The organism is Okeania sp. SIO2B9, assembly GCF_010672505.1.
GTDB classification, from domain to species: domain Bacteria; phylum Cyanobacteriota; class Cyanobacteriia; order Cyanobacteriales; family Microcoleaceae; genus Okeania; species Okeania hirsuta.
In genome coordinates, this window is record NZ_JAAHGK010001754.1 from 1 (window position 1) to 1164 (window position 1164).

The 1164-nt window shown below is 37.3% G+C and carries 1 protein-coding gene; it reads left to right on the forward strand.

From position 1 onward, the window contains the following. Positions 1–85 precede the first annotated feature (85 nt). On the forward strand, positions 86–943 hold the full coding sequence (locus F6K13_RS34195) for an ABC transporter substrate-binding protein (RefSeq protein WP_287290096.1): 858 nt from the start codon (positions 86–88) through the stop codon (positions 941–943). The last annotated feature ends 221 nt before the right edge of the window (positions 944–1164 follow it).

The following is a 1164-nucleotide window of genomic DNA, read 5'->3' on the forward strand; positions in this document are numbered from 1 at the left end:
TCGGCGGCCTTGGTAAAGCGCAGGGTTTCTCCCATCTCATCGGCTTTTTCGAGGATCACATTCAGATAATCGGGCACGCCCGATTATCTATGATAGAGCAAGACAAGCAGTAACTTATGCCATAGATCCCAAAAAAGCAACGGAGGAAGTATTTGCAGGTTTAATTAAACCTTCCGAATGCGCGATCGCAGATGTGATGTTTCCTAGTGATGAAAAACTTTGTTCCGAGTTTAGTATTAAACCAAATCCAGAAGAAGCAAAAATTTTATTAGAGGAACTTGGTTATAGTGAGGATCAACCATTAGAAATAACTCTTTTAACCTGGAAAGGAGGTAACCGTCAAAAAGTAATAGAAAACTTTCAAACTCAACTAGAAGAAGTGGGAATCAAAACTAAGTTAGAAACAATGGATATTGGTACTCTTAATGCCAGAATAAAACAGGAAAATAGTCAAACAGAAGGTAATGGTGTTATTGATATGATGGGGTGGTCTTGGTATGACCCAGATTTTCTTTATACATTGTGGCATTCTCCTGGTTGGATGGGGGGTTATCACAGTGATGAACTGGATACATTACTAACAGAAATGCGAACTACAACTAATTTAGAAGAACGACAAGAAAAAGTTATAGAAGTTCAGAAATATTTGTTGAAAAATGCAGTGATGATGCCACTTTATAGTCCTGGTTGGATGTGGAATTATGTTAGTAGTTCAGATGTTGAAGGTTTTAAGATAGGTGCTTTTAATCGACCTTTATTTAATGATGTAAAATTGTCTAATACTGTAGAAGAAAAAGAAGCAGTTGAGTCTCCTGTAAGTTCGGAAAAAGAAGAATCAGAACAGCCAGTTATGACAGAAGAAAGTCAACAGGATGGAGAGTCTATTTCTTCACCAATAAATGAGCAAGAAGTAGAAGTTTCTCCATCACCTGAGAATGAGTAATTAGGGCTTGCTGATTAAATCTCAAAGCATTTATAGATAAAGGTTTTAGCCTATTTAGCTCTGGAAAAAGTACCTAGTTTTTAGCTCTTTATGCTCAAAAATTCAGCATTTTGGGCAGGATAGTAGCCCAAAAATTACTCCCCTACTCCCCTACTCCCCCGCTCCCCTACTCCTTAAAAAAGACTTTTTCAGCAAACCCTAATTAAGTCTTGAATAAGGAA